Source organism: Streptomyces sp. NPDC001914, assembly GCF_042891215.1.
GTDB lineage: Bacteria > Actinomycetota > Actinomycetes > Streptomycetales > Streptomycetaceae > Streptomyces.
Window position 1 is genome coordinate 51,860 of sequence record NZ_JBIASW010000011.1, and the last position, 25,833, is coordinate 77,692.

At 73.6% G+C, this 25,833-nt stretch carries 22 protein-coding genes; 12 read left to right on the forward strand and 10 right to left on the reverse strand.

Annotated elements, in window-relative coordinates:
* Window positions 1-93: 93 nt before the first annotated feature.
* On the reverse strand, window positions 94-1,722 hold the full coding sequence (locus tag ACFYYF_RS28140) for a fatty acid--CoA ligase family protein (RefSeq protein ID WP_388780386.1): 1,629 nt from the start codon (window positions 1,720-1,722) through the stop codon (window positions 94-96).
* Window positions 1,723-1,820: 98 nt separating this feature from the next.
* Here ACFYYF_RS28140 and ACFYYF_RS28145 point away from each other — a divergent pair, with 98 nt between their 5' ends.
* The 3 genes from ACFYYF_RS28145 to ACFYYF_RS28155 all read left to right on the forward strand — a co-directional run bounded on the left by ACFYYF_RS28145 (window position 1,821) and on the right by ACFYYF_RS28155 (window position 4,295).
* Window positions 1,821-2,969 (forward strand): lipid-transfer protein, encoded by a 1,149-nt coding sequence (locus ACFYYF_RS28145; RefSeq protein WP_361678391.1) that lies wholly within the window; start codon window positions 1,821-1,823, stop codon window positions 2,967-2,969.
* A gap of 112 nt (window positions 2,970-3,081) precedes the next feature.
* Entirely contained in the window at window positions 3,082-3,507 is a 426-nt protein-coding gene (locus ACFYYF_RS28150) for a Zn-ribbon domain-containing OB-fold protein (RefSeq protein ID WP_388780518.1), read from the forward strand.
* Window positions 3,504-4,295, forward strand: coding sequence for an enoyl-CoA hydratase/isomerase family protein (locus ACFYYF_RS28155; RefSeq protein ID WP_388780387.1), 792 nt, complete (start codon window positions 3,504-3,506; stop codon window positions 4,293-4,295). Before ACFYYF_RS28150 ends, ACFYYF_RS28155 begins: the two co-directional genes overlap by 4 nt.
* A gap of 356 nt (window positions 4,296-4,651) precedes the next feature.
* Here the strand turns inward: ACFYYF_RS28155 and ACFYYF_RS28160 are convergent, their stop codons facing one another.
* Together ACFYYF_RS28160 and ACFYYF_RS28165 are read right to left on the reverse strand one after the other, a co-directional pair.
* A complete protein-coding gene (locus ACFYYF_RS28160; protein WP_388780388.1) occupies window positions 4,652-6,976 on the reverse strand; it encodes a PQQ-binding-like beta-propeller repeat protein in 2,325 nt (774 codons plus the stop codon).
* 392 nt (window positions 6,977-7,368) lie between these two features.
* A complete protein-coding gene (locus tag ACFYYF_RS28165) occupies window positions 7,369-8,103 on the reverse strand; it encodes a VOC family protein (protein WP_361678400.1) in 735 nt (244 codons plus the stop codon).
* A gap of 510 nt (window positions 8,104-8,613) precedes the next feature.
* Here ACFYYF_RS28165 and ACFYYF_RS28170 point away from each other — a divergent pair.
* Window positions 8,614-9,261 (forward strand): TetR family transcriptional regulator, encoded by a 648-nt coding sequence (locus ACFYYF_RS28170; protein WP_361678403.1) that lies wholly within the window; start codon window positions 8,614-8,616, stop codon window positions 9,259-9,261.
* 137 nt (window positions 9,262-9,398) lie between these two features.
* Here the strand turns inward: ACFYYF_RS28170 and ACFYYF_RS28175 are convergent, their stop codons facing one another.
* Together ACFYYF_RS28175 and ACFYYF_RS28180 are read right to left on the reverse strand one after the other, a co-directional pair.
* Window positions 9,399-9,953, reverse strand: a complete 555-nt coding sequence (locus ACFYYF_RS28175) for a nitroreductase/quinone reductase family protein (RefSeq protein WP_388780389.1) — start codon at window positions 9,951-9,953, stop codon at window positions 9,399-9,401.
* Between the two features lie 98 nt (window positions 9,954-10,051).
* Window positions 10,052-11,239, reverse strand: coding sequence for an acyl-CoA dehydrogenase family protein (locus tag ACFYYF_RS28180; RefSeq protein WP_388780390.1), 1,188 nt, complete (start codon window positions 11,237-11,239; stop codon window positions 10,052-10,054).
* 137 nt (window positions 11,240-11,376) lie between these two features.
* Between ACFYYF_RS28180 and ACFYYF_RS28185 the strand changes: the two genes are divergently transcribed.
* On the forward strand, window positions 11,377-12,570 hold the full coding sequence (locus ACFYYF_RS28185) for an acetyl-CoA acetyltransferase (RefSeq protein WP_365482436.1): 1,194 nt from the start codon (window positions 11,377-11,379) through the stop codon (window positions 12,568-12,570).
* Between the two features lie 381 nt (window positions 12,571-12,951).
* A complete protein-coding gene (locus ACFYYF_RS28190; RefSeq protein WP_388780391.1) occupies window positions 12,952-13,608 on the forward strand; it encodes a pyridoxal 5'-phosphate synthase in 657 nt (218 codons plus the stop codon).
* A gap of 36 nt (window positions 13,609-13,644) precedes the next feature.
* Here ACFYYF_RS28190 and ACFYYF_RS28195 read toward each other — a convergent pair whose 3' ends face one another.
* Window positions 13,645-14,517: a GNAT family N-acetyltransferase gene (locus tag ACFYYF_RS28195; protein ID WP_388780392.1), complete on the reverse strand. Its 873-nt coding sequence runs from the start codon at window positions 14,515-14,517 to the stop codon at window positions 13,645-13,647.
* Between the two features lie 88 nt (window positions 14,518-14,605).
* On the opposite strand from ACFYYF_RS28195, the gene ACFYYF_RS28200 reads away from it, so the two are divergent.
* Complete coding sequence (locus tag ACFYYF_RS28200) at window positions 14,606-15,232, forward strand: GNAT family protein (protein ID WP_361678421.1); 627 nt, start codon at window positions 14,606-14,608, stop codon at window positions 15,230-15,232.
* Here the strand turns inward: ACFYYF_RS28200 and ACFYYF_RS28205 are convergent.
* Together ACFYYF_RS28205 and ACFYYF_RS28210 are read right to left on the reverse strand one after the other, a co-directional pair.
* Complete coding sequence (locus ACFYYF_RS28205) at window positions 15,215-15,646, reverse strand: Zn-ribbon domain-containing OB-fold protein (RefSeq protein WP_388780393.1); 432 nt, start codon at window positions 15,644-15,646, stop codon at window positions 15,215-15,217. The genes ACFYYF_RS28200 and ACFYYF_RS28205 overlap by 18 nt on opposite strands.
* Window positions 15,643-16,095 (reverse strand): DoxX family protein, encoded by a 453-nt coding sequence (locus ACFYYF_RS28210; RefSeq protein WP_361678428.1) that lies wholly within the window; start codon window positions 16,093-16,095, stop codon window positions 15,643-15,645. Before ACFYYF_RS28210 ends, ACFYYF_RS28205 begins: the two co-directional genes overlap by 4 nt.
* 350 nt (window positions 16,096-16,445) lie before the next feature.
* Here ACFYYF_RS28210 and ACFYYF_RS28215 point away from each other — a divergent pair, with 350 nt between their 5' ends.
* The 3 genes from ACFYYF_RS28215 (at window position 16,446) to ACFYYF_RS28225 (ending at window position 21,288) form a co-directional block, all read left to right on the forward strand.
* A complete protein-coding gene (locus tag ACFYYF_RS28215; protein WP_388780394.1) occupies window positions 16,446-17,645 on the forward strand; it encodes a flavin-containing monooxygenase in 1,200 nt (399 codons plus the stop codon).
* Window positions 17,646-18,139: 494 nt separating this feature from the next.
* Window positions 18,140-20,365 carry an acetate--CoA ligase family protein gene (locus ACFYYF_RS28220; RefSeq protein WP_388780395.1) on the forward strand — a complete coding sequence of 742 codons (2,226 nt, stop codon included), beginning with the start codon at window positions 18,140-18,142 and terminating at the stop codon, window positions 20,363-20,365.
* Between the two features lie 80 nt (window positions 20,366-20,445).
* Window positions 20,446-21,288: an enoyl-CoA hydratase/isomerase family protein gene (locus ACFYYF_RS28225; protein ID WP_388780396.1), complete on the forward strand. Its 843-nt coding sequence runs from the start codon at window positions 20,446-20,448 to the stop codon at window positions 21,286-21,288.
* A gap of 331 nt (window positions 21,289-21,619) precedes the next feature.
* Here ACFYYF_RS28225 and ACFYYF_RS28230 read toward each other — a convergent pair whose 3' ends face one another.
* Window positions 21,620-22,588 carry a hypothetical protein gene (locus ACFYYF_RS28230; RefSeq protein WP_388780397.1) on the reverse strand — a complete coding sequence of 323 codons (969 nt, stop codon included), beginning with the start codon at window positions 22,586-22,588 and terminating at the stop codon, window positions 21,620-21,622.
* Between the two features lie 145 nt (window positions 22,589-22,733).
* On the opposite strand from ACFYYF_RS28230, the gene ACFYYF_RS28235 reads away from it, so the two are divergent.
* Window positions 22,734-23,369, forward strand: coding sequence for a flavin reductase family protein (locus tag ACFYYF_RS28235; RefSeq protein WP_388780398.1), 636 nt, complete (start codon window positions 22,734-22,736; stop codon window positions 23,367-23,369).
* Window positions 23,370-23,375: 6 nt separating this feature from the next.
* On the opposite strand, the gene ACFYYF_RS28240 is transcribed toward ACFYYF_RS28235, so the two are convergent.
* Window positions 23,376-24,710 carry an MFS transporter gene (locus ACFYYF_RS28240; RefSeq protein ID WP_388780399.1) on the reverse strand — a complete coding sequence of 445 codons (1,335 nt, stop codon included), beginning with the start codon at window positions 24,708-24,710 and terminating at the stop codon, window positions 23,376-23,378.
* 71 nt (window positions 24,711-24,781) lie between these two features.
* Between ACFYYF_RS28240 and ACFYYF_RS28245 the strand changes: the two genes are divergently transcribed.
* Window positions 24,782-25,783, forward strand: coding sequence for a GlxA family transcriptional regulator (locus tag ACFYYF_RS28245; protein ID WP_388780400.1), 1,002 nt, complete (start codon window positions 24,782-24,784; stop codon window positions 25,781-25,783).
* The last annotated feature ends 50 nt before the right edge of the window (window positions 25,784-25,833 follow it).

Sequence of the window (25,833 nt, forward strand, 5' to 3'; positions counted from 1 at the left end):
GGGGGGCGGACTTACACCACACGGGGATCGACCGCGGCGGCGCGGAGGGGGAGCCGCCGCGGTCGCCGTGTGTCCGGGGGCGGTGCGCCGGGCTCAACGCCCCCGCAGCTCCCCCTTCACCACCTTGCCGCTCGCGTTGCGTGGGAGTTCGGGGACGAAGGCGATCGTGCGGGGGACCTTGTAGTTCGCCATTTCGCGGCGGGACCAGGTGATCAGGGCGTCGGCCGTGAGGGCGGAGTGCGGGCGGCGGACGACGTAGGCCCGGCCGACCTCGCCGAGGCGGCTGTCGGGGACGCCGACGACGGCCACGTCGGCGACGTCGGGATGCAGGCCGAGGAGCTGCTCGATCTCCGCGGGGTAGGCGTTGAACCCGCCGACGATGAACATGTCCTTGATCCGGTCGGTGATGCGGAGGTTGCCCTCGGCGTCGAGGACGCCGACGTCGCCCGTGCGCAGCCAGCCGTCCGGCGTCAGGGCCTCCGCCGTGGCGGCCGCGTCCTCGAAGTAGCCGCTCATCACGTTGAAGCCGCGGACCATGACCTCGCCGGGCGTCCCGGGGGCCACCGGGGCTCCCGAGGCGTCCACCACCCGTACCTCGGTGTCCGGGATCGCCCGGCCCGAGGTCGAGGCGATCACCTCCGGCCGGTCCCCCCGGCGGCACATGGTGACGATGCCGCTCGCCTCGGAGAGGCCGTACGCCGTCAGGACCGTGTCCACGCCGAGTTCGGCGCGCAGGCGCTCGACCAGCCGCAACGGGACGACGGCGGCGCCGGTCACCACCAGCCGCAGCGCGGAGAGGTCGTAGGTGTCGCGGGCGGGATGGTCGAGGAGGGACTGGTGGAGGGTGGGCGGGCCGGGCAGGACGGATATGCGCTCCGCGGCCACGTTCGCGAGCACCGTGTCCACGTCGAACACCGGCTGCGGCACCATCGTCGCCCCGCGCATCAGACAGGCGATGATCCCCGCCTTGTACCCGAAGGTGTGGAAGAACGGGTTCACGATCAGATAGCGGTCGCCCTCGCGCAGACCGGCGAGGTCGCTCCAGATCTCGTAGCCGCGCAAGGTCTGCGCGTGGGTGATCAGGGCGCCCTTCGGCCGGCCCGTGGTGCCCGAGGTGAAGACGATGTCCGAGGGGGAGCCGCCCGACACGGCCTCCCCGCGGCGGCGCACCTCGTCCCGCCCGACGCCCTCCCCGTCCGCCAGGAAGTCCTTGAACGTGCGGAAGTCGGCGGGGGCGTCGTCCGCGAGGACCACCACCCGCTCCAGGTGCGGAAGCCCGGGGAGCGGTCCGGCGGCCGGTCCGGGGTCGGCTCCCCCGTCCGCTTCCCCGGGCTCCCACGCCGCCCGGCGCAGCGAGGCCACGTACGACGTGCCGAGGAACGTCCCCGTCACGAAGAGCAGCTTCGCCCGGCTCCTGGCCAGGACGTACGCCGCCTCGGCGCCCTTGAAGCGGGTGTTGAGGGGGACCAGGACCGCCCCCGCGGACACCGCGCCGAGGGCGGAGACGATCCAGTCGAGGGTGTTCGGGGCCCAGATGGCGACGCGGTCGCCCGCGCGGACGCCGTTCGCCATGCAGGCGGCGGCGGCGCGCTCGACCCGGGCACCCAACTCCGCGTAGGAGACGCGTGTCCGGCCCTCGACGACGGCCTCGCGGTCCGCGAACCGGGCCGCCGCCGACCGTACGAGGCCGGGGACCGCGCCCCACTCCAGGTCACCGCGCATCGTTTACCTCCCGCCGGAGCACCACTAGCTGACTGACCGTCAGATTAGCTGTAGCCTGACGGACTGTCAGCAGCCGGGACCGTCCGCGGAGGTCACCCATGCCAGGGCTCAAGGACGCCACAGCCGTCGTCGGAATCGGGCAGACCGCCTTCGCCAAACGCCTCCCGGAATCCGAGAAGACGCTGGCCTGCCGCGCGATCCTCGCCGCGCTCGACGACGCCGGCATCACGCCCGCGGAGGTCGACGGGCTCGCCTCCTACACCATGGAGGAGACCGACGAGGTGGAGGTCGCCAAGGCCGTCGGGCTCGGCGACCTCACCTTCTTCAGCAAGGTCGGTTACGGGGGCGGCGGTTCCTGCGCCACCGTCGCGCACCTGGCCGCCGCCGTCGCCGCGGGCCAGGCGACGGTGGGCGTGGCCTGGCGCTCGCGCAAGCGGGGCAGCGGACCGCGCCCCTGGAAGAACACGGCCGTGCAGCTCCCCACCCCGGCCCAGTGGACCCGGCCCTTCGGACTGCTGCGGCCCGCCGACGAGATCGGGATGCTCGCGCGCCGGTACATGCACGAGTACGGGGCGACCCGCGACCACCTCTTCAACGTGGCCCTGGCCTGCCGCAACCGCGCCAACCAGAACCCGGCCGCGATGATGTACGAACGCCCGCTGACCCGCGAGATGTACATGAACGCCCGCTGGATCAGCGAGCCCCTCTGCCTCTTCGACAACTGTCTGGAGACCGACGGCGCGCTCGCCTGCGTGATCGTGTCCGCCGAGCGGGCCCGCGACTGCCGGCAGCGGCCCGTCTACGTCCATTCCGCCGCGCAGGGCCTGCCCGCCCAGCACCACGGGATGGTCAACTACTGGAACGACGACCCGCTCACCGGGCCCGCCTGGACCGCCGCCCGGCATCTGTGGAAGCACGCCGACCTCACACCCGAGGACGTGGACGTGGCACAGATCTACGACGCGTTCACGCCGCTGATACCCCTCTCGCTGGAGGGCTACGGCTTCTGCGGACGCGGGGAGGGCGCGGCCTTCACGGAGGGCGGGGCGCTGGAGATCGGCGGACGGCTGCCCGTCAACACCGGGGGCGGCGGGCTCAGCGAGGCCTACGTGCACGGCTTCAACCTCATCAACGAGGGCGTGAAGCAGTTGCGGGGAACGAGCACGGCACAGGTGCCGGGAGCGGCGACCTGTCTGGTCACGGCGGGGGAAGGGGTCCCGACCTCCGCACTCCTGCTGAGGAGCTGAGGGAGCCGGGATGACCGACACGACAGAGACGACAGGGACGGGCATGGCGACCGGGACGGGCGTGAGCGCCGGGGCTTCCGGGGGCGCCGGGACGGACGCGAGCGGGGAGCGTCTGCTTTCCCCCGTCCCCGACGACGACGGGGCGCCCTTCTGGGAGTACGCCGCCCGGGGCGAACTGCGCGTCCAGGCCTGCGCCGACTGCGGTGAGCTGCGCTTCCCGCCGCGCCCCTGCTGCCCGCACTGCCAGTCCTTCGCAAACGAGTGGCGCCGGATGAGCGGACGGGGCCGGATCTGGTCGTACGTCGTCCCGCATCCGCCGCTCCTTCCCGCCTACGCTGCGCTGTCCCCGTACAACGCGATCGTGGTGGAGCTGGACGAGGCGCCGCGGATACGGCTGGCGGGGAACCTGGTGAGCGGGCCGGACGCGCCCATCGACTCCGTTCCGGTGCGGCGGATCCGGATCGGGGCCCGGGTGCAGGCGGTGTTCGCCGAGGTGAACGGCGTGAGCGTGCCGCGCTGGGTCCTGGAGCGGGCGTGAGCGGGCAGACGGGCGGCGGCGGGCTCGCGGTGAGCGTCGACAAGGACTCCGGGGTCGCCGTCCTGACGCTCGACCGGCAGGACCGGCTCAACGCGATCGACCTCCCGACGGCCGCCGAACTGGTCGCCGCCTGGCGCGAGTTCCGGTTCGACGACACCGTACGGGCGCTCGTCGTGACCGGCGCGGGACGGCGGGCCTTCTGCACCGGGATCGACCGCGGCGCCGAGGTGCCGCAGCCGGACTCCCCGTACATGGTGGACGATCCGCTCGCCTCGATCGGTCCGAAGGCCAACGGGCTGTGGAAGCCGGTGATCGCCGCCGTGAACGGGATCGCCTGCGGCGGTGCCTTCTACCTGCTGGGCGAGTCGGAGTTCGTCGTCGCCGACGAGGAGGCCACCTTCTTCGACCCGCACACGACGTACGGCATGGTCAGCGCGTACGAGTCGGTCTACCTCGCGCAGCGGATGCCGTTCGGGGAGGTGGCGCGGATGGCGCTGATGGGGACCGCCGAGCGCATGTCCGCGCGGCGGGCCCACGAGGTGGGACTGGTGTCCGAACTCACCGCGCCGGGCGCGGCGTTGGCGGCGGCCGTCGCGTGCGCGGCGGTCATCGCGTCCTATCCGGCCGAAGCCGTGCAGGGGACCGTGCGGGCGCTGTGGTCGGCGCAGGAGGCGACCCGGGCGGCGGCCCTGGCCCAGGCTCCGCAGCTCGTCTCGCTGGGGAACCTGCCCGCCGAGCGGCAGGCGCGGCTGTTCGCGGCACGCAGGCCGGGATTCCGGCTGCGCTGAGGGCCCTTCGGGCGGCGGGCGGTGGAACACCGCTCCCGCGGGACCGGAGGAACCCTCGACCCCGGCCGGAGCGGGCCGGTCCGGCGCTCGCTCCCTGTGGCGGGCCGGTCACCGCGGGCGTAGCCTCGGCAGCCGGAGCGGCTTCCGCAGGCCGTCCGCGTGTACGACGGCCGCCGTCCGGAGACCCTTCCGTGCCCGGTACGGCGGCCGTCACACAAGCTCGGCCCCCCGGGCCGCCCCGGCGGAGGCCGGGGCCCCGGCGGCCGTCACGGCGGTACGGGCTCCGGACGCCGTGACCGAGATCCGGACCCGGTGCCGCGGCGGGCGGTGTCCGCCCGCCGCGACGCCCGGGCGCCTCACGTGGTGCGAGCGGTCCCGGTGCCCTTCTCCGCGTCCAGCGCGTACACGCAGCGGTCCTTGCTGCACGCGTACACGACACCGTCCTTGACCACGGGCGCCCCGGTGATCTCGCCGCCGGTGGCCAGCTTCCAGCGCAGGCGCCCGTCGTCGGCCTTGAGGGTGTACAGGAGGTGGTCGGTGGAGCCGAAGTGGATACGGCCCTCGGCCACCGCCGGAGCGCCCACCAGGTCGCCCCCGGCCTGGAAGCGCCACTTCGGGGTGCCGGTGACGGCGTCCAGCGTGTACAGGCCCTTGCCGCTGCCCACATGGACGTGTCCGGCGGCCACCAGGACCGGCTCGGTGGAGGCGCGGGACTCGGTGGCGATCCGCCAGCGGTCGCGGCCGTCGGTCGCGTCGAGGGCGTACACCGTGCCGAGGTAGTCGGCGAGGTAGACGCCACCGCCGGTCACCGCGGGGCCCGGGGCGAAGGTGGGCGGACAGAGGAAGACGGCCGGAGCCTCGAAGTGCCAGCGGACATGACCACTGGCCACGTCGATCGCGAGGACGCGGGTGCCGGCGCAGATGTAGACGTAGCCGTCGGGCGCGTGCGTCATGCGGACCGGTACACCGCCGCAGGAGGCCGCGTCGCCGATCGGGTACGACCAGCGCTCCTCGCCCGTACGGGCCTCCAGGGCGCGCAGCCGGGCGTCCTTCCAGACGTACACCGTGCCGTCGTGGATCGACGGACCGGCCTCCGGGGACTCGAAGTCCGTCTGGGCGCCGCTGATCTCCCAGAGCTTCTGGCCGTTGGCGGCCTCCCACGCCTGGACGCCGCCGCCGCGGGTGCCGGTGAGGACCGTTCCGCGGTCGGCCTGGAGAGAGTAGACCCAGGCGTCCGTGGACAGCCGCCACAGGTCCGCGCCCTCCCTGGCTTCGAGGGCGTACAGCGTCGGCCCGTCGGAGGCGTGGATGCGGCCGTCCGCCACCGCCATCGACCAGGCCACGTCACGGGTCTTGAAACGGCGCCGGCCGGTCGCCACGTCGAGGGCGTGGACCTCGAAGGAGGTGACGTAGACGAGGTCGTCGGCGACCGAGGGGGTGCCCCACACGTCGTTCGACATGCGGAAACGCCAGGGACGCCAGCCCGCGGTCGCGTCGGGCGCCGGGGCCGTGGGCACGGGCGCCGGTTCGGCGCCGTTCACGCCGACGCGGGGCCGGGACCAGGACGCGGCGAGCCCGGCCTCCGGCGGCGGCGCCTTCACGGCCGCCGCACGGGCGTCGACGACCCGCGGACCGGGACCGATGGGCACCTTGGCGCCCGCGAGACGCACGGGGCCGGTGTCGGGCGCCCCTACGGCGGCCGGGGCGTGCGCCGGGGGCGGAGGCACCGCCGGGCGCCCTCCGCCACTGCGTCCGCTTCCCGAGGCGGGCTGCTTGACCGGCGGACGGCCGCCGCGGCGCGTCTCGATCAGGCCGACCGCGCGCTCGGGCAGCCAGGCCGAGGCCGTACCGCTGTCGTCGGAGCCGGAGCCGAAGAGGTGGGGCGCGAGCTGGGCCTGGAGGTCGGCGGGGTTGGGGCGGGCCGTGGCGTCCATCTGCATGCACGACTCGATGAGCGGGCGCAGCTCGTCGGGCAGCCCTTCGAGGTCCGGGCCCTCGCGGAGCAGCATGAAGACCGTCTCGACGGGGTTGGCGCCGTGGAAGGGGGCGTGTCCCGTGGCCGCGAAGACGAGCATCGAGCCGAGCGAGAAGACGTCGCTCGCACCGGTGACGCTGCGCGAGTCCTTCGCCTGCTCGGGCGACATGTAGGCGGGGGTGCCGACGGCGACGTTGGTCATCGTCAGACGGGTGTTCGAGACGCCGGACGCGATGCCGAAGTCGATCACGCGGGGCCCGTCCTCGACCACGAGGACGTTCGAGGGCTTCAGGTCGCGGTGGACGAGCCCGGCGCCGTGGATCGACTGCAGCGCCTCGGCGACACCGGCCGCCAGCCAGCGCACGGCCTGGGCCGGGAGCGGCCCGCACTCGTTCACTATCTCCTCGAGCGAGGGCGCGGGCACGTAGGCGGTGGCCAGCCACGGCACGGCGGCGCGGGCGTCGGCGTCGACGACGGCCGCCGTGTAGAAGCCCGAGACGGCACGGGCGGCCTCGACCTCGCGCGAGAAGCGGACCCGGAACAACTGGTCCTCGGCGAGCTCGGTCCTGACCGTCTTGATCGCCACGCGCCGGCCCGAGGCCGAGCGCGCGAGATAGACCAGCCCCATGCCGCCGGCACCCAGCCGGCCCAGCACCTCGAACGGCCCGATCCGGCGCGGATCGTGCTGCGTCAGCTGATCCACCACTTGCCTGCCACCTCCCCGTACGGGTCACGTCATCCACGTATGAACGCGGCCCAGTGCAGCGTCTCACCACCGCACCGCCATGGCGGCACGCACCCCGATTCTTCCTGGCCGAGCCGCCGGTTGCGAACCCGGGGCCGGATCGGGGTGTCTTGTGACAAAACAACCGCCCCGGCAGAGGTACGGCCGCCAGGGCGCCCCGGTTCAGAGCCGAAATGCGCCCCTCACCCCAGAAGTACCCCGCCGCGGACCCAGGAAGTGCCGTCCCTCACGTCGAAAAGCCGTGCGCCTCGCCGCAGAAGCGTTTCGGCCTTTGCGGGCGAAGGACCCCCGGCGTCCTCCGACGGTGCGGCGCCCTCACCGCCGGCGCGGCGTCACGGCCGGCCGGGGCACCCTCACCGTTCGAGGACAGCGAACGACGCACCCTGATTGTCGCTGACGACGGCCACCCGACCGTACGACGTGTCGAAGGGTGTCACCTGGACACGTCCGCCGAGCCTGTTCACCGTCCCGAGTGTCTCCTCGCAGTCCTCGACTCCGAAGTGGACGAGGAAATGGGGCGGCATCTCGGCCGGAAAGACGCCCGTCACGGGAACGCGGCCGAAATCGGGGGTGGCCTCGGACCCGAACAGCGCGTCGTGGAACAGGGCGCCGTAGAAGCGGTCGACCGTCGCGGTGTCGCGCGCGTACAGCTCGGCCCAGCAGAAGGTGCGGCGCTCGTGCCGCTTGCCGAAGCCCGCGTGGGTGCCGGGCTGCCAGAGTCCGAAGACGGCGCCCTCCGGGTCGGTGGCGAGGGCGGAGGTGCCCAGCTCGCCGGACAGGCCCACGGCCGTGGGTACGGCGATGATCCCGCCGTCCGCGGCGAGGATCCGGCGGGCGAGCGCGTCCGCGTCCGGGGTCGCGAAGTACACCGTCCACACGGTGGGCATCCGCCCGTCGAGCTTGGGCGTGAGCGCGGCGACCGGCTCACCGTCCAGCTCCGCCCAGCCCTCCGGACCGGCCTCCTCGGGGAACGTCCAGCCGAAGAGCTCGCCGTAGAAGCGCTTGCCCGCCTCCACGTCGGGGAGCTGGGCGTCGACCCAGCAGGGCACACCCTCGGAGAACCCTGCGACAGCGGCAGATTCGGCCATGCGGCCAAGCTAACGGCCCTTCCGGCATCCCGCAGGGCGTGCGCACCTGCTCCGGTGACGCCCCGTGCCTGCTCAGGGGGCCCGCGAGGCGATCCGGGGCCCTGCTCGGCGCCGTTCCCGAAGCGCTCCCGGGGACGCTCCCCCGGACCTCCCCGGCAGCGTTCCCGTACGCGTTCCCCGGACCTGCCCGGGGGCTTCCCGTACGCGTTCGCGGGGCGTTCCCGGCGGTCTTCGCGTCCGCGTTCGCGGGGCGTTCCCGTACGCGTTCGCGGGGCGTTCCCGCCCGCCTTCCCCTCCGCGTCGGCGGGGACGCTCCCGGCGGTGCTCACGGCGGTGCTCCCCGCAGGCTCCCGGGTGCTCCCGGCGAACGTGTCCGGAAACGCGCGCAGGCCCTGCCGCGCCCCTCGTTGAAACCGCTCCGAACCCCCTCCGGACCCCGGCGATGTACGGCCGCACCCCATTTGCAGTCGGCCGAATCGCGCTCCGATCACCCCTCGGTAAGCTGACGGCATGACAGGACAAGTGCGTACCGTCGACGGCCGCGTGGCCGGACGACGTGGGCAGGCGACCCGGCAGAAGCTGCTCGACTGCCTCAGCGAGATGCTCAGCTCATCGCCCTACCGGGATGTCAAAGTCATTGACGTCGCCCGGAAGGCAGGCACTTCACCCGCGACCTTCTACCAGTACTTCCCGGACGTCGAAGGCGCCGTCCTGGAGATCGCCGACCAAATGGCCGCCGAGGGCGCCGCGTTGACCCAGCTGCTCGAAGGCCGTTCCTGGGTCGGCAAGGCGGGCTGGCAGACCGCGCAGGAACTCGTCGACGGCTTCCTGGAGTTCTGGCGGAAGAACGACGCGATCCTGCGCGTGGTCGATCTCGGCGCCGCCGAGGGAGACAAGCGGTTCTACAAGATCCGCATGAAGATCCTGAACTCCGTCAACAACTCCCTTACGGATTCGGTCACCGAGCTCCAGGCCAAGGGGAAGGTCGACAAGGACGTGAACCCGGCCGCGATGGCCGGCTCCCTCGTCGCCATGCTCGCGGCGGTCGCCTCGCACCAGAAGGGCTTCCAGACCTGGGGCGTCAAGCAGGCCGAACTCAAGCCGAATCTCGCGCTGTTGGTGTATCTGGGCGTGACCGGGAAGAAGCCGACGAAGTAGATTCCCGCTTCCGAACGCCCCAGCTCCTGTCATGCGGGCGGCAGTTCGCTCCGGAGGAACATTCCGGTGAACCGCCGCCCGCTGCGCTGTCCGGGCCCCGAGAACCCGCGGCCCGCCGGCCCCGCCGGAGCGTCCCCTCAGTCAGACCGGCCCCCGCCCTCCCCCGAGTCGGCCGGCACCGCACGGCGCACGATCCTGAAGAGCCGTATCTCCCTCTCCACCCGGGCCTGATACGTGGCGTACGGCGGCCAGAACGCCAGCACCGTCCGCCAGACCGCGTCCCTCTCCTCGCCCGTGAGGAGCCGGGCGGTCACGGGAATGTCCTCGCCCTTCCAGTTGATGACGGCGTCGGGCCGGGCGAGCAGGTTCGCGGTCCACGCGGGATGGTCACTACGCCCGAAGTTGGACCCGACGAGAATCCACCCGGCCTCGCCGGCACCGTCCGCACCGCTCGCCGAACCCGAACCCGGCACCCCCGCCTCCGGCATGCACGCCAGCGGGGTACGGCGCTCCAGACCGCTCCGTGCGCCGCGCGCGGTCAGGACGACCCCCGGCAGCATCTGGGCGCTGAGCAGCACCTTCCCCCGGGTGAGCCGGTGCACGGCACGGTCGAGGGCCGGGATGAGGTGCGGGGCGGTCCTGGCGAACAGCCGGGTGGAGGACACCCTCTGCACCAGCCGCACCCCGGGCATCCGTCTCGCCCCGGTCCCCGTCCCCGCGCTCCCGCCCGCCCCGTCCCCCGTACCGCCGCCCGTGCCCCTGCCGGTACGTCCACGCCCGCCCGCCGCCATCACACCGTCACCTCTCCGCCGTCGAAGAGCCGCGCCGCGTCGGCCGCGTGCGCGCGCAGCCGGTGGACGGGGCCGAAGAGCAGTTCATCGCCGGACGCGCGCTTGAAGTAGAGATGGACGTCGTGCTCCCAGGTGAAGCCGATGCCCCCGTGGAGCTGGACGCCCTCGGAGGCGGCGGTGCGCAGTGCCTCCAGCGCCTGGGCGAGCGCGAGCCCGCCCACGCGCTCGCCGCCCGTCCCGGTGGCCCAGGCCGCGTAGTACGCCGCGGAGCGGGCCGACTGCACGCCCACATACACGTCGGCGAGCCGGTGCTTGACCGCCTGGAAGGACCCGATCGCCCGCCCGAACTGCTCACGTCTGCCGACGTGTTCGACGGTGCGCTCCAGTACCCGGTCGGCGGCGCCCACGGCCTCGACGGCGAGGACGGCGGCGGCGGTGTCCCCGACGGCGGCCAGCGCCCCGGGCACGTCGGCGTGGTCCTCACCCAGCAGTTCGGCCTCCACGTCACGCAGTTCGAGCCTGGCCTGCGGCCGGGTCGCGTCCAGGGAGGTCTGCCGCGTGCGGACGAGCCCGTCGGCGTCGCCCCTCACCAGGAACAGCAGCGTCCGCGACCGCGCGAACCCGCCGGTGTGCGCGGCCACCAGCAGCAGCCCGGCGCTGTGCCCGTCGAGCACCTGCGCCGCCTGCCCGTAGAGCCGCCAGGCGCCGTCCGCGCGCCGCGCCTGGACGCCCCCCGCGCGGCCGCCGCCGGCCCAGTCGCCGCGGTTGTCGCCGACCAGCCCGAGGGCGGTGGCCAGGCCCGTGCCGGGTACCGCGAGGGCGGCGGTCAGCGCGCCCGAGGCCAGCGACGGCAGCAGGGCGGTGCGCTGCGCCTCGGTGCCGAGGGCCAGGATCAGCGGGGCGGCGAGGACGGCGGTGGACAGCAGGGGCGAGGGCGCGAGGACGCGGCCCGACTCCTCGCAGACGAGGGCGAGTTCGGTCGCCGAGCAGCCGGCGCCGCCGTACGCCTCGGGGAGGGCCAGTCCGGGCAGCCCGAGCCGGCGCGCGAGGGTTTCCCAGAGGGCCGGGTCGTGGCCGGCGGGGGTCGGCTCCGCGGCCCGCAGCTCCTGCGGTCCGCACCGCTTGGCCAGCACCTCCCGCAGCGTACGGCGGATCTCCTCCTGTTCCGCGGTGAGACGGGCGTCCATGGGCGGGCTCCTCCCTCGTCGGGGGGCTGATCCGGCAAGCCGATCTGACGGGGCGTCATGTTAGGGCGGAGGGAACCAGAAGCACAGGGGTGCGACGACCTCCCGGCGGACGGCAGATCTGATGTACCGTCAGATTCATGACGCATGCCACCTTGGGCCACAGCCGTCGGAAGGTCGCCGTCGTCGGCATATCCCTGTCCGACTGCGGCCGTGTGGACGAGGCGACCCCGTACGCGCTGCACGCGCAGGCCGCGCGCCGCGCACTGGCCGACTCCGGCCTGGACCGCTCGGTGATCGACGGTTTCGCGTCGGCGGGGCTCGGCGTCCTCGCGCCCGCCGAGGTGGCCGACTACCTGGGACTGCGGCCCACCTGGGTCGACTCGACCTCGGTCGGCGGGTCCACCTGGGAGGTCATGGCGGCCCACGCGGCCGACGCCATAGCCGCGGGCCACGCGAACGCCGTCCTGCTCGTCTACGGCTCCACCGCCCGCGCCGACATCAGGGCGGGCCGTCGCACCGGCGACCTCTCGTTCGGCGCGCGGGGCCCGCTGCAGTTCGAGGTCCCGTACGGCCACACGCTCGTCGCCAAGTACGCGATGGCCGCGCGCCGCCACATGCACACGTACGGCACCACGCTCGAACAGCTCGCCTCGGTGGCCGTCCAGGCCCGCGCGAACGCGGCCCGCAACCCGGAGGCGATGTTCCGCGACCCGGTCACCGTCGACGACGTGCTGGCCGGGCCGGTGATCGCGGACCCCTTCACCAAGCTGCACTGCTGCATCCGCTCCGACGGCGGCGCGGCGGTGCTGCTGGCGGCCGAGGAGTACGTGCGCGACTGCCGTACGGCCCCGGTGTGGGTGCTCGGAACCGGCGAACACGTCTCCCACACCACCATGTCCGAGTGGGCCGACTTCACCGTCTCCCCGGCGGCGGTGAGCGGCCGGCTCGCCTTCGGGCGCGCCGGGGTCCGCCCGGCCGAGATCGACTTCGCGGAGATCTACGACGCCTTCACCTACATGACCCTGGTGACCCTGGAGGACCTCGGCTTCTGCGCCAAGGGCGAGGGCGGCGCCTTCGTGGACGCGGCGAAGGGGCGGCTCCTGGTGGGTGGCGAACTGCCGGTGAACACCGACGGGGGCGGGCTGTCGGCCCAGCACCCGGGCATGCGCGGCCTGTTCCTGCTCGTGGAGGCCGTACGGCAGTTGCGCGGCGACCTCCCCCGGGAGCGGCAGGTGCGGCGCCCGGACGGCACCCTGCCCGAGCTGGCGGTCGCCTCCGGCACGGGAGGCTGGTTCTGCTCGTCGGGCACGGTGGTGCTGGGGCGGGGGTGAGGGGAGCCCGGGACACCGGGCGCTGAAGCGGGGTGAGGGAGGCCCGGATACCGGGCGCCGGGCCCGGGACACCGGGACACCGGGACACCGGGAGGAGATCAGGGACTCCGCGCTTACGCGCCTGCGGGCCAGCACGAGAGGCACCGGGCGACGCGCCGGGGTGAGCGGCGCCGGGCCGACGGAAAGAGATACGGGACGCCGGGCTTACGCGCCTGCGGGCCGGGACAAGCGCCGCGGGCGCGACAGGCCGGCCGGCCGACGGGCCGGGGTCAGGGACGCCGACCGGAGCGAGCGGCGCCGGGCAGACCGAGCGGAGTGAGCGAGGCCGAGCCCACCCGCCGGGATGAGGGCCACCGGCCGCCCCGGGTGATACTCGGAGCCATGGAACCGGATCTTCATGAGCTGCTGCGATCGCTGCGGGTGTGGGACACGGAGCTGCCCGCCTTCGCTCCGGAGGACGCTCCGGCGGACCCGCTGACCCTGTTCACCCGGTGGTTCGCGGAAGCGGTGGCGGCCGGGCAGGCCGAACCGCACACGATGACGCTCGCGACGGCCGACGAGGACGGTTCGCCCGACGTCCGGACGGTGATGCTGCACGGCGCGGACGACGACGGCTGGGCGTTCGCCTCGCACGTGACGAGCCGCAAGGGCCGCCAGCTCGCCGCGCGGCCGTACGCGGCCCTCGGCTTCTACTGGCCCGCGCAGGGCCGCCAGATCCGGCTCCGCGGCGAGGTCACCACGGCCTCTCCCGAGGAGAGCCAGGCGGACCTGCACGCCCGCTCCACGGGGGCACTGGCCGCCGCCCTGGTGGGCCGGCAGAGCGAAGTCCTGCCCTCGCGTGCCGAGTTGGACCGGGCCTCGGACGCGGCCTGGGAGCGGGCCGAGAGGACCCCGGACTCCCCCGCCCCCACCTGGACGCTCTACCGCCTCCGTCCGGACGAGGTCGAGTTCTTCCAGGGTGACGCCCGCAGGCGCCACGCCCGGCTCGTCTACCGCCGCACGGAGGCCGGCTGGACCACCGAACTGCTGTGGCCGTGAACCACCGGCCCCCCATTCCCCGCCTCCTCCCCCGCCCTACACCTCGTACGTGAAGTCGTACGCCGCGAAGTCGGAGACGGGCCGGTAGCCGATGCGCCGGTACAGACCGTTGCTGGTCGGGTTGGCGAGGTCGGTGAAGAGCAGCACCTCCTCGACCCCGGTGGCGACCGCGGCCCGGCTCACCTCGGCGGTGACGGCACCCGCGTACCCCCGGCCGCGCAGGTGGGCCGGGGTGTAGACGGGGGCGACTCGGAGCTGTCCGGCGACCGGCGGTGTCGCGCCCGCCATGGCGACGGGGGTGCCTTCGGGGTCCTCCCAGAGGGTGATGCCGCCGTACGAGATCCGGTCGTCGGCCCAGGCGCCGCCGTCGCGGTGGGCTCCCTCGCCGATGGCCTCGGCGAACTCCGTGTACCAGCGGGCGACCAGGTCCCGGTCGCCCGCGTCGGCGACCCGGGGACGGCCGGGCGGCGCGGGCTCGGGCACCACCAGGTCACCCAGACGGTAGAGCCGCTCGCTCCGCCGCGGCACCGCCTTCGCCCCGGTCCGCCGCGCCCAGGCCCCGGCGAAGACCTCGACGGTGTCCGTGTCGGCGGAGACCCCGGGCACCTCGGTTCCCGCGTCCGCCAGCAGCGCGGCGAGGGCCTCGGCGCCCGGCTCGTCCAGCGAGGTGAGGTTCAGCCGGTACGGCGGCGTACGGAAGAAGGCGGCCCGAACCTCCCCGTCCCGCTCCAGCGCTCCGAAGACGGGCACGTCCTTCCCGTACTCGCCCATCCCCCGCCTGCGCAGCGCCTCCGTCACGGTCAGCGCGACGGTGTGCCGTGCGGGACGCGAACGGAGGAAGTCTCCGGCCCGGGCGAGAAAGGCGTCGAGGTCGTGGGTGAGCTGCCATGCGTACGTCGCGGAGGTCATGTCCGATGATCTCTCGCGGCCCGGGAGCCGTGCCCCCGAATTTCGTCCAGCGAATGACCCGTGGGCCCGGAGGGGCTTGAATGGCTGGATGGCCGAAGCCCATGTGCAGTTCTCCGTCCAGCCCGCCCCCGAGCTGACGGGCCTCGGGCTGCGGCTGCGCCCCTGGGACCCGGAGTCCGACGCCGACGTGTCGGCCTATCTGCACGGGCTGACCGATCCCGAGTTCCAGCGCTGGAACACCCCGCTCAGGTTCGTCCGGGACATCGACACCGCCCGTGAGGCCCTGCGGACCCGCGTCGCGGCGGCGACCGGCGGGACCGGGGTCTCCTTCTGCGTCACCGACGCGGGGAGCGGCGAGACGCTGGGCCACATCGGCGTCAACGAGATCGACCACGTCATGAGCTGTGCCCGGGTCGGCTACTGGGTGCTGCCGGAGGCCCGCGGCGGCCGGGTCGCCACCCGCGCCCTCACCCTCGCGGCGCGCTACGGCTTCACCGACCTCGCGCTGCACCGCCTCGACCTGGGGCACGCGGTGGGCCACGAGGTGTCCTGCAAGGTCGCCGAGCGCTGCGGATTCCGGCACGAGGGGACCCTGCGGGGCGCGATGTTCGAGGCAGGCCGCCACGACGCGTTCCGCGACGTGCACCTGCACGGACGCCTCGCCACGGACCCCGAGCCGCCACCGGCCCGGAACCCGTCACCCCCCGGGACCTGAGGCCGGCCGGAACACGGGAATCCCGTCCCGGAAGGCCACCTCCAGCGCCATCCCGATCCGCAGCGCCGCCTCCTCGCACCCGACGACCTCGGTCATCATCCGGGGGCCCTCCGCGAGGTCGACGACGGCGGCCGTGTACGGCACCCGCCCGCCGAACGGCGGCAGGTCGTTGCGGTGGACGACGGACCAGGTGTAGAGCGTGGCGCGTCCGCTCACGGGGTGCCAGCTCACGTCCTCGCTCCAGCAGTGCGGGCAGAACTCCCTGGGGTAGTGGTGCACGCGGTCGCAGGCCGCGCAGTGCCGGATCAGCAGCCGCCCCTCGGCCGCCGCGTCCCAGTACGGCCGGGTGAACGCGTCCGCCTCGGGAACGTCGAACCCGCCCCCGGAGCTCCCCGCACGCGCGGCCCCGCTCACCGGAAGAGTCCCAGGGCGTCGTCCAGGGACCAGGTCTGCCAGGACATCGCGAACAGGGCGACGGCCGAGACCAGCGCCATCATCGCGTTCTGCCCCTGCTCCGCCCAGTCGTGGATCATGAGGGTGAAGTAGAGGACGTTGAGGAGCAGCCCCGCGACCAGCGCGACGGGGGTCAGCAGCCCGGCCACCAGCCCGAGGCCAAGAGCCAGCTCCGCGTACACGACGACGTACGCCATTGTCCGGGGGCGCGGCGCGACGATCGTCTCGAAGCCCGAACGCACCGCGTTCCAGCGGTGCTTGGACGCGACGTCCGCCGCCCACGCGATGCCGGTGCCGCGCTCGAACCACCCCTTCCTGTCCTTGTGCCGCCAGCTCTCGAGCCACCAGAGGCCGAGTCCGATCCGCAGCACGGCCATCCACTCCGCCCCGCCGAGCCAGATCGTGTCCATGGCCGAACCTCCCGCAGAAGCAGCACATCTGACGGTACGTCAGTTTCGATGCCTCGCAACGCCCGCGCAAGAGCCCGGCACCCGCCGACGGCGACCGCGCGGCCGCCCTGCCGCCACCCCCTCCCGCTCCACCCCTCCCAGGGGGCGCGCGAAGCCGGTCCCGCGCTCCCGCAAAGGACGTACGGGCCGCCGCTCACCTGCGACAACGACACACGTTTCCCACACCCGCACCCCACCGAAGTGACCTACGCCACCGGACCCACCCACCTCTCCCACAGTCGTGACCACTTCGCAACCGATTCCGGTCTTGACCGAGACCTATCAAGCTGAGTCGTGATTACGCTCGCGCTATGGCCGACTCGACTGCTTCCACGACCTCCCGCACGGTGCCCTCCCACGAGGACCGCCCCGTGTACGTCATCGGAGGCGGCCCCGGGGGGCTCGCGGCGGCGTACGCGCTGCGCGCCCGGGGTGTGCGAGCCGTCGTGCTGGAGCGGTCGGACCAGGTCGGCGCCTCCTGGCGGGGCCACTACGACCGGCTGCACCTGCACACCACACGCCGGCTGTCCGCGCTGCCCGGGCTGTCGATGCCGCGCTCGTTCGGCCGGTGGGTGTCACGTGACAACGTGGTGCGCTACCTGGAGAAGTACGCCGAGCACCACGGCCTGGAGATCGTCACGGGTGTCGAGGTCTCGCGCATCGAGCCCGCCCCGGGCGGCGACGGCTGGCTGCTGCACGCCACCGGCGGACGCGAGCTGACCGGCAGCGCGGTGGTCGTGGCGACCGGCCACAACCACACCCCGCGCGTCCCCGACTGGCCCGGCCGCGACACCTACACCGGCACGCTCCTGCACGCCGGCGAGTACCGCAACCCCGCCCCCTACGCGGGCCGCGACGTGCTCGTCGTCGGCATCGGCAACACCGGCGCCGAGATCGCCGTGGACCTGGTCGAGGGCGGCGCCCGGCGCGTACGGCTGTCCGTCCGCACCGTGCCGCACATCGTGCGCCGCTCGACGGCGGGCTGGGCCGCGCAGTTCACGGGCATCGCCGTACGACGGCTGCCGGTGCGGCTCGTCGACGCGCTGGCCGGGCCGATGGCCAAGCTGAGCGTGCCGGACCTGGCGTCGCGCGGCCTGCCCCGCCCCGACACGGGGCTCTACTCCCGCGTCAACGCGGGCTCCATCCCCGTCCAGGACGTCGGGATCATCGACGCCGTCTGCAAGGGGAAGGTCGAGATCGTGGCCGCGGTGGAGGGGTTCGAGGACGGCAAGGCCGTGCTCGCCGACGGAGGCCGGGTCGATCCCGACGTGGTGATCGCCGCGACCGGGTACTCGCGGGCGCTGGAGGGCATGGTCGGGCATCTCGACGTGCTCGACGGGCGGGGGCGTCCCGTCGTCCATGGCGGGCACGCTCCGCGGAACGCGCCCGGCCTGTACTTCACCGGCTTCACCAATCCCATCAGCGGGATGTTCCGCGAGCTCGCCCTCGACGCCGAGAAGATCGCGAAGGCGATATCCCGCCACCAGGCCAAGCCCCAGCCCACCAGCTGACCGTTCTCTCGCCCCCTCCGCCCCTACCCGTCCCGTACCTGGGGCTCCGCCCCAGACCCCCGCTCCTCAATCGCCGGAGGGGCTGGATTGTTGCCCCGTACCCGAGAGGTGGGCCCCTGGGGCTCCGCCCCGGACCCCGCTCCTCAAACGCCGGAGGGGCTGAACTTCTGCCGGCCGGGGCTGGAAACTTCCCTGGCCGGGCCTGAGGCTTTCGCCGGTCGGGGCTGGGACCGTCACCACGATGTACCCGCAGTCGGGATCCGGCCGGAGGGGACGTGCCGGTACATCGATGGCCGTCGCCACCAACGGTCACTTCTCTGCCCGACAGCGACGGCCTGATGCACCGGCACGGCCCCGACCCACCCACCGGACCGAAGCCGGTAGTACCCCAACAGAAGCCCACCCCTGCACAACGGTTCCTGACACGACGTCAGTTGCGTAATCTGACACTGCGTCAGTTAACAATTGGCTGTCACACAGGAGCGGGCGGACCGATGCTTGGATCAACCCACGGCACCCTCACCACCGACTCCCGCCGGGCCAGGGTCATCGCCTGCGGCGAGCAGCCCTCCCCGGTCGTGCACGGACGCCCGGCCGAGGTCGACGACCTGGACGTCAGCGGTCGCCCGCTGTACGCCACCGTCCCCGACCTGGACCGTTTCTTCCGTCCCGAGTGCGTGGCCGTCATCGGCGCCTCGGACGCAGAGGGACGGTCGAACACCGGGATCACCCGCCAGCTCATCGCCTGGGCCCAACGGGTCGGCGCCCGGCTCCACCCGGTACACCCCACCCGCCGCACGGTCTTCGGCCTGCCGTGCCTCCCCTCGGTGGCGGACATACCGGAGCAGGTGGACCTGGCGGTGCTCCTCGTGGCCGACCCCCTCCCGGTGATCGGGGAACTCACCGAGGCCAAGGTGAAGTTCGCGGTCGCCTTCGCGTCCGGCTTCGCCGAGACCGGGACCGAGGGCGCCGCCGCCCAGACCCGTCTCGCCGCCGCCGTCCACGGCTCCGGCCTGCGGCTGCTCGGCCCCAACACCAACCTCAACGCGTTCGAGAACTTCCGCGACGACCTCGACGGCCCCGCGGTCGCCCTCATCACCCAGTCCGGCCACCAGGGCCGGCCGGTGTTCGCGATGCAGCAGCTGGGCGTCCGCCTGTCCCACTGGGCCCCCACGGGCAACGAGGCCGACCTGGAGACCGCGGACTTCATCTCGTACTTCTCCGAGCGGCCCGAGGTCGGCGCCATCGCCTGCTACGTCGAGGGACTCAAGGACGGCCGCTCCTTCCTGCTCGCCGCCGACCGCGCCGCCCGGCGCAAGGTGCCCGTCGTCGCGGTGAAGGTCGGCCGCACCGAGACCGGCGCCCGCACCGCCGCCTCACACACCGGCAAGCTGACCGGCGCCGACGCGGTGGTCGACGCGGCGATGCGGCAGTACGGCGTGATCCGCGTCGACGGACTCGACGAACTCCAGGACACGGCAGCCCTGTTGGCACGGGCCCGCCCCCCGCAGGCCGACGGGGTCGTCGTCTATTCGATCTCGGGCGGGACGGGGGCGCACTTCGCGGACCTGGCGAGCGAGGGGGGCCTCGACCTGCCGGTGCTCTCGGAGGCCAAGCAGGCCGAGCTGCACACCTGGATACCGGACTACCTGAACGTCGCGAACCCGGTCGACAACGGCGGGCATCCCGTCGGCGACTGGCGCGGCCGGAAGATCATCGACGCGATCCTCGCCGACCCGGCGGTCGGCGTCCTGATCTGCCCGATCACCGGGCCCTTCCCGCCGATGAGCGACAAGCTGGCGCAGGACCTGGTGGACGCGGCGGAACAGACGGACAAGCTGGTCTGCGTGGTGTGGGGGTCGCCGGTCGGTACGGAGGCGGCGTACCGGGAGACGCTGCTCGGGTCGTCCCGGGTCGCCACCTTCCGTACGTTCGCCAACTGCATCACCGCCGTCCGCGCCCACCTCGACCACGCACGGTTCACCGCCGCCTACCGCTCACCCTTCGACGAGGCCCCGCGCACCCCGTCGCCCTCCTTCCGCAAGGCCCAGGCCCTGATGCGCCCCGGCCAGCAGCTGAGCGAGCACGGGGCCAAGCAGCTGCTGCGGGCGTACGGGATCCGGGTGCCGCGCGAGCAGCTGGTGACCAGCGCCGCGGCGGCCGTGCGGGCGGCGAGCCAGGTCGGCTACCCGGTGGTCATGAAGGCCTCCGGCGCGCAGATCGCCCACAAGACGGAACTCGGCCTCGTCAAGATCGGGCTGACCTCCGCCAGCCAGGTCCGCGACGCCTATCGCGAGCTGACCGACATCGCCCGCTACGAGGGCATCTCGCTGGACGGGGTCCTCGTCTGCCAGATGGTGGAGCGGGGCGTCGAGATGGTCGTCGGCGTCACGCACGACCAGCTCTTCGGGCCGACCGTGACCGTCGGGCTGGGCGGAGTTCTCGTCGAGGTGCTGCGGGACTTCGCCGTGCGGGTGCCGCCGTTCGGTGACGACCAGGCGCGGGCCATGCTGTCCGAGCTGCGCGGCCGGGCGCTGCTCGACGGGGTGCGCGGGGGTCCGCCGGTGGACGTGGACGCGCTGGTCGAGGTCGTGATCCGGGTCCAGCGGATGGCGCTCGAACTCGGGGACGACATCGCGGAGCTGGACATCAATCCGCTGATGGTGCTGCCTCGCGGACAGGGGGCCGTGGCCCTGGACGCGCTGGTGCTGTGCCGCTGACCCACGCTCCCGGCCTCCCCGCCTCGCCTCGCCCCGCCTCGCCTCGCCCCGCCTCGCCTCGCACGAAACGGAGCAGCTCCATGACCGACGTCCCGCGTGCGACCACCGCATCAGCCGCACCACCCCGGACACCCGCCGACTCGTCGATACGCCATTCCACCGACAACGCCGTCTCGTGGATCACCCTCGACCGGCCCGAGGCGATGAACGCGCTGACCTGGGACCAGCGTGAGCGGGTGATCGACCTGCTCGCGGCGGCGTCCGCCGACCCCGGCGTGCGGGCCGTGGTCATCACCGCCACCGGCCGCGGCTTCTGTGCCGGAGCGGATCTGCGGGGCGGTCCGCCCGCCGGGGAGCGGGTGCCCGGCGACGTCGCCCGGACCATCCGGCTGGGGGCGCAGCGCCTGATCGCGGCCGTCCTCGACTGCGAGAAACCGGTGATCGCGGCGGTCAACGGCACGGCGGCCGGGATCGGCGCGCACCTCGCCTTCGCGTGCGACCTCGTCCTCGCGGCCGAACCGGCCCGGTTCATCGAGGTGTTCGTGCGGCGCGGGCTCGTGCCGGACGGCGGCGGGGCCTATCTGCTGCCGCGTCTCGTGGGTCCGCAGCGGGCCAAGGAGCTGATGTTCTTCGGGGACGCGCTGAGCGCGGTGGACGCCGAGCGGATCGGGCTCGTCAACAGGGTTGTGCCGGCGGAGGAGTTGGAGAAGACGGCGCGGGCCTGGGCCGAGCGGCTCGCCGCCGGGCCCACCCGGGCGCTCGCGCTCACCAAGCAGCTCGTCAACGCCTCCCTCGACACCGACCGCGCCGCGGCCTGGGCCGCCGAGGCCGCGGCGCAGGAGATCAACATGACCACGGCGGACGCCAATGAGGGTGTGACGAGCTTCGTGGAACGCCGGGCCCCGCGCTTCAAGGGCCGCTGACGAACCGAACTCCGCACACCCGAATCCAGCAGAAGCGGGGGCCCGGGTCCGGGTCCGGCTTCGGGTTCGGCCGGTGGGTGGGTCGGGGCCGTGCCGGTGCATCAGGCCGTCGCTGTCGGGCGGAGAAGTGACCGTTGGTGGCGACGCCATCGATGTACCGGCACGTCCCCTCCCGTGCGTACCCGGCTGCGGGTCGTCGTGGTGACGGTCCGGGGCTGCTGCCCCAATTCCGTACGTGGCCTGGTGCGGGTGCGGCGGGGTGGCGGTCTGGTCACCCCCACCGCAATTCCGTGGGTGACCCGGTGCGCGTGTGCCGTGGTGGCGGTCCGGGTCACTGCCGGCGCAGGATGCGCAGGTCCCCCGCGTCGGGGTCGCCGAAGAGCACGAAGAGTTCCGGGTGGGTCCCGGTGCCGCCGATGGTCCAGTACGTGTCGTGGCCGCAGTCGGCGACGCGGACGACGACGCCGTCCCGTCGCTCGGAGCCGGGCCCGTCGGCGTACGGGTCGTAGCGCCCCCTGGTGTCGAGGAACCAGGTGCCGGCGCCGTCGCAGCGCGTGAACTCCTTGGTGGCCACGTCCCCGAACTCGGGCTGGGCGGGCACGGAGGAGAGTTCGGCCCGGCCGTCGGCGCTCAGCCGCAGCACGGCCCCGTGATCGCCGCGCCAGACGCCGGTGAGCCGGTCGGCGCCGAGCTTCGGGGGCTCGTACTCCCGGACGAGTCCCGTGGCCAGGCCCACCGTGCCCGCCGCCACGACCAGGACGCACGCCCCGAGGGCCACGAGAGCGGAGCGGAACCAGACACGCCCGCCGTCCGGCGGATGTCCGGCGACCCGTTCGCGCCGCCGCGACCGGGCGGCCGTCAGCACGGGTGGGACACCCGACACGGCGAGCAACAGGGCTCCGGGGCCGACGGGTTCGAGACCGAGGAGAAGAACGGCGAGCGCGGTCCAGAAGACGCCGAGCACCAGGACGAAGCTCAGGTGCCAGGCGCCCTCGGGGCCGGGTGCGCGGCGGCGCGCGAGACGGGCGAGCGTGGCCGCGGGCATCGTGAACGTCACCGCGTGCAGCAGGCCCAGGGCGGCGAGCAGGGGCGGCCCGAAGACCAGCACGCACAGCAGGCCGACGGCGGCGAGCCCGCCGCCGAGGCCGGCACCGTGGTCGTCGTCGTCGAACGTCCCGACCCACCGGACGGTGACGGCGACCGCGAGCTGCACCGCGCAGACCGCGGCGGCGAGGTTCACCTCCGCGCCGGTCCATGCCGACCGGGGGCGTGCGGGGCTCCCGGAGTTCGCCGACCTCATGGGGCGAAAGATACGCGGACGAAACACGCCGCACCGCGCGGGGGTTGCACCCGCACGCCTCTGTCCCGGCACTCCGCACCCCCGCACCGCGGGCGTCCCGAACCCCTTCCTATCTGACACTCCGTCAGCTTCAATGGTGGATGTGATGGGACACGCAGGGATGGCCGCCGCAGCCGTCCGCTACCTCAGGTCGGCCGGGGCCCCCACCGTCGCGGGGCCCGTCGAGGCGTTGCCGCGCCCGGATCTGCGCGCGGTCCGCGAGGACGAGCGGGCGCCGGTCGATCCGGCCCGGTTCCGCCACGTGCTGGGCCACTTCGCGACCGGCGTGACCGTCGTGACGGCACCGGCACCGGAGGCGGAGACGGAAGAACCGGCGGGCCCGGCCGGCTTCGCCTGTCAGTCGTTCGCCTCGCTGTCCCTGGACCCTCCGCTGATCTGCTTCATGGTCGGCCGTACGTCCACGACCTGGCCGCGCATAGCCCGCGCCGGCGTCTTCTGCGTCAACGTGCTCGGCGCGCACCAGGGCGACCTGTGCCGCGGCTTCGCGGTGAGCGGCACGGACAAGTTCGCGGGCGTGGCCTACGACGCCGCTCCGGTGTCCGGCTCCCCCCGCCTCGCGGGCGCCGCGGCCTGGATCGACTGCACGGTCCACGCGGTGCACACGGGCGGGGATCACCTCATCGTGGTGGGCCGGGTGGACGCCCTCGGCGCGAGCGGTGACGGCGAGGACGGCGAGGACGTGCCGCCGCTGCTCTTCCACAAGGGCAGGTTCCTCGTCTGACCCCCGTCACGCGGAAGCCGGCGCCACCATGGGTGCCCCCGGCACCGCCGGACGGCGGCGGCGGATGACCAGGGCCATCAGCGCGGCCGCGGCGCACAGCGCGCCCGAGGCGTACCAGACGACGTCGTACGAGCCGAAGTGGTCGCGGGCGACACCTCCGAGGAGGGCGACGAGCGCGGCGCCGACCTGGTGGGAGGCGAGGACCCAGCCGAAGACGATGGCGCTGTCCTCGCCGTACTGCTCACGGCACAGGGCCAGGGTGGGCGGGACGGTGGCGACCCAGTCGAGGCCGTAGAAGACGATGAAGAAGATCATCGGCGGGTGCACGCTGGGGGCCAGCAGCATCGGCAGGAACAGCAGCGAGATGCCGCGCAGGGCGTAGTAGACCGCCAGCAGGCGGCGGGGCTCGAAGCGGTCGGTGAACCAGCCGGAGGCGATCGTGCCGATCACGTCGAAGACGCCGATGACGGCGAGGAGCGAGGCGGCCGCGGTGATGGGCATGCCGTGATCGTGGGCGGCGGGCACGAAGTGCGTCTGGACCAGGCCGTTCGTCGAGGCGCCGCAGATCGCGAACGTGCCGGCCAGCAGCCAGAAGGGGCCGGTGCGGACGGCGGAGAGCAGCACGGTGACCGCGCGCCGGGCGGCGCCCCTCACCGGCTCGGGCTTGGGCACGAACTCCTTGGCCCCGTACGGCATCTGGCCCACGTCGGCGGGGTGGTCGCGCAGCAGCAGCCAGACGAAGGGGACGACCGCGAGGGCGGCGAGGGCGACGGTCACCGCGGCCGGGCGCCAGTCGTGTTCGGTGACGATCCAGGACAGCAGCGGCAGGAAGATGAGCTGGCCCGAGGCCGAGGCGGCCGTCAGGATGCCGGTGACCAGGCCCTTGCGTTCGGTGAACCAGCGGTTGGTGACCGTCGCCGCGAAGGCGAGTGCCATCGAACCGGACCCCAGACCCACCAGCAGGCCCCAGCACAGGAGCAGTTGCCAGGCCGCCGTCATCCACACCGTCAGCCCGGAGCCGACCGCGATCACGGTCAGGGCGACCGCGACCACCCGGCGGATGCCGAAGCGGTCCATGAGCGCCGCCGCGAACGGCGCCGTCAGCCCGTACAGCGCGAGGTTGATCGACACGGCCGCGCCGATCGTGCCGCGCGACCAGTGGAACTCCTCGTGGAGCGGGTCGATCAGCAGTCCGGGGAGCGACCGGAAGGCGGCCGCGCCGATGATCGTCACGAAGGTGACGGCCGCGACGAACCAGGCGCGGTGGATGCGGTGGGAGCGGGCGGGGCGGACGGGCCGGGCGTCCTCCGGGGCCTGCGCGGCTTCGGTTGTCTGGGTCACGTCCTAGAGCTTCGGGGAACGGACAGCGGTGAACCACTGGCCCGGAAGACAGCATTCGCTAGGATCGGGCCATGGCCCTTCCGGATACGTTGCCTCCGCACCGCGTCGTCGTCCTCGCCCTGGACGGTCTGCTCCCCTTCGAGCTGGGCATTCCGCAGCGCATCTTCGGCAAGGCGCGGGACGCGGACGGACGCCCGCTGTACGAGGTGGTGACCTGCTCGGCCCGGCCGCCGGGCCCGGTCGGGACGGACGCGGACTTCTCGGTCCTCGTCGGCAACGGGCCGGAGGCGCTGGCGACGGCGGACACCGTCGTCGTCCCGGCCTCGTACGAGCTCGGCCCCGTGCATCGCGAGGGCATCCTGACTCCGGAGCTGGCGGCCGCCCTCGCGCACATCCGCCCGGGCACCCGTCTCGTCTCCATCTGCACCGGCAGTTACGTGCTCGCCGCCGCCGGCTACCTCGACGGCCGCCCCGCCACCACGCACTGGATGCACGCCGAGCACTTCCAGCGGCTCTTCCCGCGGATCAGCGTCGACGCGGACGTGCTCTTCATCGACGACGGGGACGTCCTCACCTCGGCCGGGGTCGCGGCCGGGATCGACCTGTGCCTGCATCTCGTACGCCGCGACCACGGCGCCGCCGTCGCCAACGAGGTGGCCCGCCGGACCGTCGTCCCGCCGCACCGGGACGGCGGCCAGGCGCAGTACATCCAGCGCCCGGTCCCGGAGGCGCGCTCGGCCGGCACGACCGCCGCCCGCGCCTGGGCGCTCGGCCGCCTCCACGAGCCGATCCAGCTCCGTGACATGGCCGAGCAGGAGTCCATGTCGGTGCGCACCTTCACCCGGCGCTTCCGCGAGGAGGTCGGGGTCAGCCCCGGCCAGTGGCTCACGCAGCAGCGCGTGGAGCACGCCCGGCACCTCCTGGAGTCCAGCGACCTGTCCATCGACCACGTGGCCCGCGACGCCGGCTTCGGCACGGCCCAGTCGATGCGCCAGCACCTCCAGGCGACCCTCGGCGTCACCCCGACCACCTACCGGCGCACCTTCAGGTCGGGCACCGGGGCCGACCGCTGACCTCTGGACGGCCGCCCCGGGACCTGCCCGTCGGCATCCGCCGGGCGGGC

What these genes read in the sequence shown, in the direction of transcription:
- ACFYYF_RS28140 (WP_388780386.1), bottom strand. Translation starts at nt 1,722, where the DNA reads ATGCGCGGTGACCTGGAGTGGGGCGCGGTCCCCGGCCTCGTACGGTCG.
- ACFYYF_RS28145 (WP_361678391.1), top strand. Translation starts at nt 1,821, where the DNA reads ATGCCAGGGCTCAAGGACGCCACAGCCGTCGTCGGAATCGGGCAGACC.
- ACFYYF_RS28165 (WP_361678400.1), bottom strand. Translation starts at nt 8,103, where the DNA reads ATGGCCGAATCTGCCGCTGTCGCAGGGTTCTCCGAGGGTGTGCCCTGC.
- ACFYYF_RS28170 (WP_361678403.1), top strand. Translation starts at nt 8,614, where the DNA reads ATGACAGGACAAGTGCGTACCGTCGACGGCCGCGTGGCCGGACGACGT.
- ACFYYF_RS28175 (WP_388780389.1), bottom strand. Translation starts at nt 9,953, where the DNA reads ATGCCCGGGGTGCGGCTGGTGCAGAGGGTGTCCTCCACCCGGCTGTTC.
- ACFYYF_RS28180 (WP_388780390.1), bottom strand. Translation starts at nt 11,239, where the DNA reads ATGGACGCCCGTCTCACCGCGGAACAGGAGGAGATCCGCCGTACGCTG.
- ACFYYF_RS28185 (WP_365482436.1), top strand. Translation starts at nt 11,377, where the DNA reads ATGACGCATGCCACCTTGGGCCACAGCCGTCGGAAGGTCGCCGTCGTC.
- ACFYYF_RS28190 (WP_388780391.1), top strand. Translation starts at nt 12,952, where the DNA reads ATGGAACCGGATCTTCATGAGCTGCTGCGATCGCTGCGGGTGTGGGAC.
- ACFYYF_RS28195 (WP_388780392.1), bottom strand. Translation starts at nt 14,517, where the DNA reads ATGACCTCCGCGACGTACGCATGGCAGCTCACCCACGACCTCGACGCC.
- ACFYYF_RS28200 (WP_361678421.1), top strand. Translation starts at nt 14,606, where the DNA reads ATGGCCGAAGCCCATGTGCAGTTCTCCGTCCAGCCCGCCCCCGAGCTG.
- ACFYYF_RS28210 (WP_361678428.1), bottom strand. Translation starts at nt 16,095, where the DNA reads ATGGACACGATCTGGCTCGGCGGGGCGGAGTGGATGGCCGTGCTGCGG.
- ACFYYF_RS28215 (WP_388780394.1), top strand. Translation starts at nt 16,446, where the DNA reads ATGGCCGACTCGACTGCTTCCACGACCTCCCGCACGGTGCCCTCCCAC.
- ACFYYF_RS28220 (WP_388780395.1), top strand. Translation starts at nt 18,140, where the DNA reads ATGCTTGGATCAACCCACGGCACCCTCACCACCGACTCCCGCCGGGCC.
- ACFYYF_RS28225 (WP_388780396.1), top strand. Translation starts at nt 20,446, where the DNA reads ATGACCGACGTCCCGCGTGCGACCACCGCATCAGCCGCACCACCCCGG.
- ACFYYF_RS28230 (WP_388780397.1), bottom strand. Translation starts at nt 22,588, where the DNA reads ATGAGGTCGGCGAACTCCGGGAGCCCCGCACGCCCCCGGTCGGCATGG.
- ACFYYF_RS28235 (WP_388780398.1), top strand. Translation starts at nt 22,734, where the DNA reads ATGGGACACGCAGGGATGGCCGCCGCAGCCGTCCGCTACCTCAGGTCG.
- ACFYYF_RS28245 (WP_388780400.1), top strand. Translation starts at nt 24,782, where the DNA reads ATGGCCCTTCCGGATACGTTGCCTCCGCACCGCGTCGTCGTCCTCGCC.